This is a genomic window from Sandaracinaceae bacterium (assembly GCA_016706685.1).
GTDB lineage: Bacteria > Myxococcota_A > Polyangia > Polyangiales > Houyiibacteriaceae > JADJJE01.
In genome coordinates, this window is the sequence record JADJJE010000001.1 from 818,217 (window position 1) to 828,705 (window position 10,489).

7 protein-coding genes and 1 pseudogene are annotated in these 10,489 nt (G+C 69.1%); 3 read left to right on the forward strand and 5 right to left on the reverse strand.

The features are described 5' to 3' along the window. Positions 1–14: 14 nt before the first annotated feature. From IPI43_03450 to IPI43_03470, 5 genes are all read right to left on the reverse strand, one after another. Entirely contained in the window at positions 15–1,160 is a 1,146-nt protein-coding gene (locus IPI43_03450) for an acyl-CoA dehydrogenase family protein (protein ID MBK7773183.1), read from the reverse strand. A gap of 75 nt (positions 1,161–1,235) precedes the next feature. Beyond that, entirely contained in the window at positions 1,236–1,709 is a 474-nt protein-coding gene (locus IPI43_03455; protein ID MBK7773184.1) for a hypothetical protein, read from the reverse strand. Positions 1,710–1,780: 71 nt separating this feature from the next. Next, entirely contained in the window at positions 1,781–2,389 is a 609-nt protein-coding gene (locus tag IPI43_03460; GenBank protein MBK7773185.1) for a DUF4230 domain-containing protein, read from the reverse strand. 83 nt (positions 2,390–2,472) lie between these two features. Next, positions 2,473–3,993, reverse strand: a complete 1,521-nt coding sequence (locus IPI43_03465; GenBank protein MBK7773186.1) for a GMC family oxidoreductase — start codon at positions 3,991–3,993, stop codon at positions 2,473–2,475. Then, positions 3,990–4,382, reverse strand: coding sequence for a hypothetical protein (locus IPI43_03470; GenBank protein MBK7773187.1), 393 nt, complete (start codon positions 4,380–4,382; stop codon positions 3,990–3,992). Before IPI43_03470 ends, IPI43_03465 begins: the two co-directional genes overlap by 4 nt. 403 nt (positions 4,383–4,785) lie before the next feature. Here IPI43_03470 and IPI43_03475 point away from each other — a divergent pair. The 3 genes and pseudogenes from IPI43_03475 to IPI43_03485 all read left to right on the forward strand — a co-directional run. Next, positions 4,786–8,053 (forward strand): annotated as a pseudogene (locus IPI43_03475) (DEAD/DEAH box helicase). 3 nt (positions 8,054–8,056) lie between these two features. Further along, positions 8,057–9,898: a hypothetical protein gene (locus IPI43_03480; GenBank protein ID MBK7773188.1), complete on the forward strand. Its 1,842-nt coding sequence runs from the start codon at positions 8,057–8,059 to the stop codon at positions 9,896–9,898. A 4-nt stretch (positions 9,899–9,902) separates the two neighbouring features. Beyond that, positions 9,903–10,489 (forward strand): hypothetical protein (locus IPI43_03485; GenBank protein ID MBK7773189.1); only part of this gene is annotated, 587 nt, incomplete at its 3' end.

Genomic DNA, 10,489 nt, shown 5'->3' on the forward strand with positions numbered 1-10,489 from the left:
GGGCCTCTCCACGGTCAGTAGCGGCGCGTCTTCGCGATGATCTCGTTCATGATCTCGCGCGTGCCGCCGCCCAGCGGATAGAGCCGCGCGTCGCGGTACAGCCGCTCCACCGGATACTCGCGCATGTAGCCGTAGCCCCCGTGCAGCTGCACGGCCTGGTCGCACACGTAGGTGCACATGTCCGTGGCCGTGTTCTTGGCCATGGCCGCGAGCGCCGGGTCCCCATCGCCCTTCAGGAAGCGCTGCACGGCCTCGTTGGTGAGCGCGCGCGCCGCCGCGAGGCGCGTCTCCATCTCGGCCAGCTTGTGGCGGGTGACCTGGAAGCCGTTGAGCGTCTTGCCGAAGGCCTGCCGCTCGCGCGAGTACGCGATGGTCTCGCGCAGCGCGAGCTCCGCGATGGCCACGCACTGCCCCGCCAGCAGCAGGCGCTCGCTCACGAAGTTCATCATGATCATGAGGAACCCGGCGTTCTCCGCGCCGATCAGGTTCTCCTTCGGCACGCGGCAGTCCTCGAAGGCGAGCTCGGCGGTGTCGCTGGCCCACCAGCCCATCTTGTCGAGCTTGCGCGTGACGCTGAAGCCCGGGGTCTTGGTGTCGATGATCAGCAGCGAGATGCCGCCGTGGCCCTCACCGCCCGTGCGGACCGCCGTGGTGATGAAGTCGGCGCGCGTGCCGCTGGTGATGAAGGTCTTGCTGCCGTTCACCACGTAGTGGTCCCCGTCGAGCACCGCGCGCGTGCGCACCGCGGCCACGTCGCTGCCGCCGCCAGCCTCGGTGATGCCGAGGGCCGACACCAGCTCGCCGCGCAGCACGGGCCGCACGTAGCGCTCCTTCTGGGCTTTGGTCCCGAACTTCACGATGGGTGGGAGCGCGATGCCGTGGCTGCCGAGCCCCACGCAGGTGCCCACCGACTTGCCGGCAAGCACGATCTCCTCGGCCGCGACGAGCACGTGGCTCAGGTCACCGCCCTGCCCGCCCCACTCTTCCGGATAGCCGATGCCCAGCAGCCCGGCCTCGGCCATGGTGCCGTAGAGCGCGCGCGGGAAGATGCCGGCCTCCTCCCAGGCGAGTGCGCTGGGCAGCACCTCGGCGGCAGCGAACTTCCGCGCCTGGGCGCGCAGGGTCTTGTGCTCTTCGGTCTCGAACAGATACGTGGACATCAGGCGGCTCCGAGGGGTGCGGGCAGCTCGGCCCGCGACATGATTCGGAGCATGATATTTCGTGTGCGAAACAAATCAAGCGGCGCCGCGACCGGCCTGCGTCTTCGCGGCGTACCAAGCCTCCACCCCGGTGGGGCGCGCGATGCCCGCTTGGTCGAGGGTGGAGAGGCCCCACTCGATGGATTCCCAGAGCGTGCCGTGGGCGGTCTGCGGAGTGGGTGGCTTCTGCACCCAGTAGAGCGCGGTGAGCGCGCCGCGTACCACCGCGCTGCGGATCACCGTGGAGTTGCCCAGCGCCCAGCGGCCCACGTAGTCGGCGTGCTTTCCCATCCATTCGGCCATGGCCTTGCGGTCTTGGGCGCCCGGCACGCCATCCAGCATGCTCAGGTTGGTGATGGACACGTAGCGCTCGTGGCGCGTGAACACCTCGGCCTCGTAGCGCGCGAACACCGCGAAGTAGTCGGAGGCCTTCATGCCCTCTCGCACCGTGAAGATGACGAGAGGCCAGAGGCTCAGATCGAGGTCGGCACGCGCATGATCAGCACCCATGGGCTCATCGAATCACGGGGGTGCATGGCCCGCAATGGGGATACCAGTGAAATTACCTGGCGTCGCGGCCTTCAGCGGCGAGGCGTAACTTCAACTTCGACGTCTGTGTAGCCCAGGCTACGGACCAGCGACTCGACCGTCCGAGCGGCGTTGCGGTCGGCCCGCGTGAGCAGCCCGCTCTCGAGTGCGGCCGCCTGCAAGGTGCGCTCGGCCTCTTGGCGGGCCCGCGTCTCCAGCGTCTGTGAGCGGCGCGCCAGCACGTCGGTGGTGCGTGTGTGCACGTAGGTGCGCTGGTTGTCGAGGCGCGCGGAGAAGACCTCGGACGGCGGCAAGCGCACGCGCACGCGGCCCGTGGTGAGGTCCGCCTCGATGGCGTCGTCTTCGAGCTGCGAGAGGTCCACCCCCGCCACGATGTCCCCGGCGGCCACCAGCAGGATGGCGTCGTCCGCGCCCACCATGCCGAAGAACACCGACTGGCGGTCGCGCAGGTCTACCACGCGCTCCACATGGGCCTCGGCGGACTCGAGCCGCGAGAGATCACGCAGCGCAGTGACCACGCTGGGCGTGGGGCGCACGATCTCGACGCTGCTGGGCTCTGGAACGGTCTCCGCCGGGTTGAGCACGCGATGCGTGCAGAGCGCCGCGCTGGACGCGACGGTGAGCGACGCGGCCACCAGCACGAAGCGCAGCCAGGAGGGCGAGCGACGCCCCGACGAGGCCTGCGGCGCCGTCGGGTCCTGGCCTTCGCGCGGGCTCCCGGACGTCAGCGGGTCTCCAGGGCGCGCTCCGCGGCGTTCATGGCCAGGGCCATGATGGTGTGCTGCGGGTTGACGCCCAGGTTGGTGGGGATGGCGCTCGCGTCGCCGATGTAGAGGCCGTCGTAGCCGTGCACGCGGCCGTTCTCGTCGCACACCGAGGTGCGCGGGTTCTTGCCCATGACCGCGCCACCGAAGAGGTGGCTGAGGATGGCCACGTAGGCGCGCGGGTCGAGCGGGGCGCTGTCCATGACGTGCAGCTGGTCTGGGGTGAGCGAGTACGGGAGGCCCTGGATGCCCGGGATGATCTCCTTGGCGCCCGCCTCGAAGTGCATGCGCGCGACGGTCTTCATGCCCTCGCGGAAGCGCTCCATGTCGGCCCGGTTGAGGCCGTAGCGGATCATGGGCTTGCTGCTGAGCCCGAACGCCGTGGGCCGCACGGTGCCCACCGACTCGGCGCGGCAGGCGTGCACCCACATGGCCAGGTGCCGGTACTTACCGAGGCGCTGCATGAGCTGCGTGCCGCCACCGGAGAGGCGGCTGGCCACGAGCTCGAGCGGGATGGCCAGCGTCTCGAGCTTCATGCCCGGGTCGCTGCGGAACTTGGTGGAGGCCCAGCCCTGCGTGGCGCCCACGTTCATGTCCACGGCCTCGTCGTACACGCCGAAGATGCCGGTGCCCGGGTGCGCGCGGAAGAAGTTGCCCAGCTGCCGGCTCTTGATGCCCGAGCGCATGAGCAGCACCGGGCTGTGCGTGACCGACGCCGCCACGAAGACACCGCGGCGCGCGCGCACGGTGAAGCGCGCGCCCGCCTTCTTGGTGGTGGGGTGCTGGAAGTGGCCCGTGACGCCGATGGCGCGCTTGCCGTCCAGCAGGATCTTGTCGGCTGGGGCACAGGAGAGCACGAGCCCCTTCTTGGCCATGGTCTCGGGCACGTAGTTCAGGTTGGTGCTCTGCTTGCGCAGGTTCTTGCAGCCCTGCAGGCACTGGCCCGAGCCCTCGCAGCCCTTCACGTAGCGGCGCATGACGTGGCCGCCCAGGTTGGCGCGCTGGTCACCCAGCACGGCCAGCTGGTTGCTGCGGCCCATGGCGCGCTCGGGCACCTCTTCCACGCACAGGTCGCGCTCGATGACGTCCTGGTACTTCCACATGCGCTCGGCGTAGGCATCGCCGCCCACGCCGTGCTCGTCGCGCCACTGGCGGAAGATGTCCCCGGGGGTGCGCACGCAGATGGCGGAGTTCACCACGGTGGTGCCGCCCACCAAGCGGGCCTGCACGATGGGCCAGAGCGCCTGGCCCATGGCCATGGAGTTGCCCCAGTCGTCCATCATGTCGCGCATCGCGCCGTAGGCCGTCTCGGGGTAGTCGTTGGGGTCGCGCCAGGGGCCCGCCTCCACGATGGCCACCGAGGCGCCGCCACGCGCGAGCGCCACGGCCGCCGCTGCGCCACCGGCGCCGCTGCCCACCACCACGAAGTCCACGTCGCGCAGGACGTCTTGTCCGATGTCTCGGAATGCAATGTGAGTCACTCGGATCTCCAGGTGCCGGGGTCGCCCTCGTACGCGTCCATGTTCATCTTGCGGCGCACGCGCTCGTCTTTGCCCCAGCACATGCCGGCCACCATCTTCACCAGGAAGATGCTCTGACGCAGCGGGTAGTTGGAGGTGGACGTGATCTTCTGCGCGTGCTGCTCACGCAGCTCGGGGCTGAGCAGCACGGCCGGCAGGGCCTTGCCCACGGTCAGCAGCGGGGTGAGCTGGTAGAGCGCCGAGCCAGCCACGAGGCCGGTGTACATCAGCGCGGGCGCCTCGGCCTTGAACTGGTCGAGGTAAGCGTCGAGACCCGTGTCCTCGATCCCGGGGAGATCCCCCGAGGCCGGATACAGATCCTGCATGGTCTTGCGTATGAGCCACTTCACGGTGCCGGCATCCTAGCAGCACGCGTGCAGCGCATTGTTAAAGTTCTGTCTGCGAACGGTCAGCGAGGAGGCGTGGCGTAATGACGCGGCGCTCGGTCGACGCCACCCCATTGTCTCGCGCGTCCAGCCGAGCATCCGTTCCAGTGCGCTGCAAGCCGCAGCCATTGGGAGGTAGCGATGGGCTACCTTCCCGTCGTGAGCCCCGCGACCCTCCACCACCGACACCTCAGCCCATCGTCGACATCCGATCGCGCGGCCAACCGAGTGAGGTTCCCCGCCTCGCTCCCTAGCTCAGGTGCGACCGCGTTCTGCTGTTGTCGGCACGGTGAGCCTCCGGCATCATCTCGCGGTGTCCATGTGCCGACGATGCTGAGGGGAATGCCGTGACCTCTAGGACTGGTCTATGACTGCCCTGTTGCTTCCACCCGCACCCGCGCCAGGCGAGATCGTTCGCATCCGCCAGCGCCAGTACCTCGTCGAGGACGTCCAGCCGCCGCCGGAGCCTGGAGAGGCGACGCTCGTCTCGATGTCGTGCCTTGACGACGACGCGCAGGGCGAGTCGCTCGAGGTGCTCTGGGAGCACGAGATCGACACCGAGGTCGTCCGCGCATCGTGGGACCGGCTCGGTCGGCGCGACTTCGATTCGCCATCGCGATTCGCCGCCTACCTTCACGCGCTCCGCTGGAACTGCGTCACGGCTACCAACCCTCGCCTGTTCCAGGCCCCCTGGCGTGCCGGCATCGAGGTGATGGCCTACCAGCTCGAGCCGCTTCGCAAGGCGCTCCGCCTTCCGCGCGTGAACCTCTTCATCGCCGACGACGTCGGGCTCGGGAAGACTATCGAGGCGGGGCTCGTGCTCCGCGAGATGCTCATGCGCCAGCGCGTTCGCCGCGTAGTCGTTGTGGCCCCACCTTCGGTCGTGATCCAGTGGAAGGAAGAGCTTGAGCAGCGGTTCGGGCTCACCTTTGTCATCTACGACCGCGACTACGTCGCGCGTTGCCGCCGAGAGCGCGGCTACGCGGTGAACCCGTGGACCACGCACTCGCGCTTCATCCTCTCCCACGCGCTCCTGCGCGACGAGGAGTACGCGGCGCCGCTTCGAGACCTGCTCAGCATCGACGAGAACGGCAAGCCGCGCGATGGCGCCGACCCGGGCTCGCTCCTCATCCTGGACGAGGCTCATCACGCCGCGCCCGCGAGCAGCTCGAAATACGCGATCGACTCGCAGTTCACGCGCGCTGTTCGCCATCTGGCCGAGCGCTTCGAGCACCGCCTCTTCCTCTCCGCGACGCCGCACAACGGCCTCTCCAACAGCTTCTCGGCGCTGCTCGAGATCCTCGATCCGCAGCGCTTCGTGCGCGGCACTCCCGTCGAGCCGAAGCTCCGCGACGAGGTGATGGTCCGCCGGCTGAAGGCGGACCTGCGCGAGGTCTCGGAGCCTTTCCCGTTCGCAAGATCGTGAAGGTCGACCTCCCGGGCCTGCCGGCGGACGCGCCCGAGCTCGCGCTGGCGAAGCTGCTCGACGAGTACTGGGAGGCGCGCGAGGAGCGGCTCGAGGGGCTGCCGCCGAAGCAGCGCGCGGCGCAGGGCCTGGTCCTCGTCAACCTGCAGAAGCGCCTGTTCTCCTCGATCGAGGCCTTCCACCGCACCCTCAAGGCGCACCGTCGCGCCCTCGAGAAGGCCGCGGCGGAGCCGCACGCGGCACCGACCGCCGCCAATTTCGAGCTGCTGCTCGCGCAGCCCGACGCCGAGGACGATCGTTCCGACCTGGCCCGAGGGCGAGGTCGAGACCGAGGAGGAGCAGGCCGTCGAAGCGGCGACCGCCGCGGGCGGCGGGAAGCCATCGCCCCGGGAGGTCGATCTCGTCACCCGCATGGAGGAGCTGGCCGAGCGCTCGCGGCGTCTGCCCGACGCTCGAGTGCACTGGCTGGTTGACTGGATCCGTCGCGAGATGTGCCCCCATCTTCCGGCGCTGGGCGCGCAGTCGCTCGGGGCCCCGCCAAGTGGCTGCCTCGGCGGGTGGTCATCTTCACCGAGTACGCAGACACCAAGCGCTACCTCGAGCAGCAGCTCAAGGCGGCCATCGGCACCACGGACCAGGGCGACGATCGACTCGCGACCTTCCACGGCGGCATGCCGGACGAGCTACGTGAGCAGGTGAAGCGTGCCTTCAACACCGACCCGGCGAAGCACCCGCTCCGGATCCTCATCGCGACCGATGCGGCCCGCGAAGGCGTGAACCTGCAGAACCACTGCGCGGACCTGTTCCACATGGATCTGCCGTGGAACCCGTCGCGCCTCGAGCAGCGCAACGGCCGCATCGACCGCAAGCTCCAGCGCGCCGCCGAGGTCCGCTGCCACTACTTCGTCTACGCCCAGCGGGAAGCCGACCGCGTCCTCGAGGTGCTCGCCGAGCGCACCAAGGTCATCCACGAGGAGCTGGGAGCATGCCCCCCGTTCTCGAGGAGCGAATGACACGCCGGCTCGCGCAGGGCATCGGTCCTGGCGGGCGGAAGGAGCTCGCCGCTGCGCTCCAGAGCAGGACACCGCCGAGCCAAGAAGCCAGGCCGCGACGGAAGAACTCGAGGGGGCACGCGAGCGCAAGGGCCGCGCTCCAGAAGCAGCTCGACGAGCTGCGCAACATCCTCGACCAGTCGCGTCGTTCGCTCGATCTGAACGAAGGGCAGCTCCACGGCGTGCTGTGCGAGTCGCTCGGGATGCTCGGAGGCGACCTCCTGAAGCCAGCGTCGGGCCGCACCGATCAGGCTTTCGAGGTCCCGGCGCTCGACCGGCGCGCCGGCGCCGACCCCACGTGGGCCGACACGCTCGACACTCTACGGAGCCCACGTCCGCGCGGGATGAAGGTCTGGGAGTGGCGCCGCACCGCGCCGATTCGTCCGGTCGTTTTCAAGGACCCCGGACACATTGATGAGGACCTCGTTCACCTGCATCTCGAGCATCGCCTGGTGCAGCGCCTGCTCGGTCGCTTCCTCGCCCAGGGCTTCGTCCTCGACGACCTCGCGCGCGCGTGCGTCGGGCAGACCGACGACGCTGTCCCGCGTGTGCTCTTGCTGGGGAGGCTCTCGCTCTACGGCGACCGCGCGGCGCGCCTTCATGACGAGGTGGTCTCCGTGGCTGCGCGCTGGGCGGATCCGACGGCACGCAAGGGCGGGCTGAAGCCCTACGCCGAGGACGCGCAGGAGAAGTCCTGGGACCTCCTGCTGGCCTCGATCTCCAAGGGCGGCGCGCCCACGGTCGCGCCCGAGGTCCAGAAGAACATCCTCACCTCGGCGCCCTCCGACGTGACGGAGCTGCTTCCGCATCTCCACGCACGCTGCGAGCTGGTCGCCGGCAAGGCGATCGCCAAGCTCAACGAGCGCGGGCAGCGCGAGGCCCGCGAGATGGTGGAGATCCTCGACGGGCAGAAGGGCGCATCAGCGCGAGCTGGCCAAGGTCGAGGATCCGCAGCAGGCCTTCGAGTTCAAGGGCTTCGACGACGAGGAGCGGCGGCAGCTCCAGGACAACGCGAAGTTCTGGCGGCGGCGCCTCGAGGCCATCCCGCGCGAGACGAGCTCGAGCTCGAGCCGAAGCGCATCCTGCAGAGCTACTCGGTGCGCGCAACCCGGTTTGAGCCCGTGGGAATCGCCTACCTCTGGCCGGTAACGGGGTGAGCCATGGCAACTGACCACGAGCTTCGAGTGCATCGCGACTGGATCGGGCTCCTGCAGCCCGTTGGTCTCGTGGTGTCCCCGCCTGCGCTCCTCGCTGCGCAGGCCCTCCCGGACAAGAACATCCTGAAGGAGCAGCAGGCGCTGCTCGCGCTCATCACCCCGCCCGCTCCGAAGGACGAGAAGAAGGCGGTGGAGCGCCCGCCGCTCCCGCTCAGCTTCGAGGCTCTCGCGACGCAGGTGCTCGGCTGGAAGCCGAACAAGCTAGCGGGCAGTCCGAGCGGCCCCGCGCTGCCCGAGTCGCTCGAGCTGGTGCTTCCGGAGTTCGGCGAGACGCTGCGCCCCACCTTCGCGGTTCCTGCGGTGGAGGAAGACGATTCGGAGTGGATGATGCTCGTCCAGGAGCTGCCGGACGGGACCTTGTTCGATGAGCCGCCTGCCGACGAGACCAAGAAGTGGCACGCGAGCCCGCAGATCCGGCTCGAGCGGCTGCTTCGCGAGACCGGCGTGCCGGTCGGCATCCTCGCCAACGGTCGCTTCATCCGCCTCGTCTACGCGCCTCGCGGCGAGTCGTCGGGACACGTCACGTGGCCGGTGCATCGGCTAACTACCGCGCTCGACCGCGACATGCTCTCGGCGCTCTGCATGCTGCTCGGCTCCGCGCGCCTCTTCGCGCTGCCGCGCGACCAGCGGCTGCCGCACCTCCTCAAGGAGAGCCGCAAGTACCAGAACGTCGTCTCGACGAAGCTCGCGGGGCAGGTGCTCGAGGCTCTGAACGAGCTCCTGCGCGGGTTCCAGTCGGCGAACGAGGCCGTAAAGGGTAGGCTCCTCGACGCGACGGTCCGCGCGGACCCTGACCACGTCTACGGCGGCCTGCTCGCGGTGCTGCTCCGGCTCGTGTTCATCCTCTACGCCGAGGAGCGGGGCCTGCTCTCGTCATCCGCAGCCTACGTGCGGAACTACTCGCTGGTCGGTCTCTTCGACAAGCTGCGCATCGACGCCGGCCGCTTCCCCGACACGATGGACCAACGCTACGGCGCCTGGTCGCGCCTGCTCGTGCTCTTTCGCATGGTGCATGACGGAGCCAAGCGCGGGGACCTCCGTCTCCCTCCGCGCTACGGGCACCTCTTCGATCCCGATGCCTGGGGGTTCCTCGAGGGACGACCCCTCCGCATCAACCGCGTAGTGGGCGCCCCCGTCGAGGTGCCCAAGGTGCCCGATGGCGTGGTGCTGCGGGTGCTCGAGAAGCTCCTTCTGCTCGACAGCGACCGGCTCTCGTACCGAGCGCTCGACGTGGAGCAGATCGGCTCCGTCTACGAGAACATGATGGGCTTCCGCCTCGAGCGCGCGTTCGAGCCGTCCATCGGTGTCGGCAAGGAGCACGTGGTCGTCGGGCTCGAGACGCTGCTCGCGAAGAAGGGCGCGGAGCGCGAGAAGCTCCTCAAGGAGACGGCGAGCGTCGAGCTGACGGGCAAGGCCTCCGAAGCGCTCAAGGAAGCGGCCACCGTCGACGACCTCGTCGCCGCGCTGAGCCGGCGCATCTCGCCGCTCACGCCGAGCACGGTGCCCGCGGGCGGACTCTACCTCCAGCCCACCGACGAGCGACGCCGCTCGGGCTCGCACTACACGCCGCGCGAGCTGACCGAGCCGATCGTTCGCACGACGCTACGGCCTATCCTCGAAGACCTCGGCCCGAGCCCGAAGCCCGAGCAGCTCCTCGCGCTCAAGGTCTGCGATCCGGCGATGGGCTCCGGGCGCGTTCCTGGTCGAGGCGTGCCGGCAGCTCGCCGATCAACTCGTCAAGGCTTACGACGTTCACGGGCGTCCGACCGACGTTCCGCCCGATGAGGACGTGCTGCTCTACGCGCAGCGGCAGGTCGCGCAGCACTGCCTCTACGGAGTCGACAAGAACCCGTTCGCGGTCGACCTCGGCAAGCTCTCGCTCTGGCTCGCCACGCTGGCGCGCGACCACGCCTTCACGTTCCTCGACCACTCGATTCGCCACGGCGACTCGCTGGTCGGGCTGACGCGCGAGCAGATCGCGAGCTTCCACTGGGCGCCCGAGAAGCAGATCCTAGTCATCCGCACGTTCGTGGACAAGGCGATTGCCGAGGCCATGGCGCTGCGGGCCAAGATCCCGGACCTCGCCAACTCGGACGACGTTCGGGAGAAGCGGCAACTCTTGCGGGACGCGGACGACGCGCTCGCGAAGGTGCGGATGGTGGGGGATGCGGTGGGAGCGAGCTTCTTCTCCGAGGAGAAACCCCAGGGGCGCGGGAAGAAGCGCGGGAACGGTGGGAGACCGAGACTCAGAACTGGCTCTCGGGCCACCCCTCGGCGGGAGAGCTTCCCGCATTCGTCGAGGAGCTGCGATCGGGTGAGAGACCGGTACCGTGCTTTCACTGGGCGATTGAGTTCCCAGAGGTCTTCGATGCATCT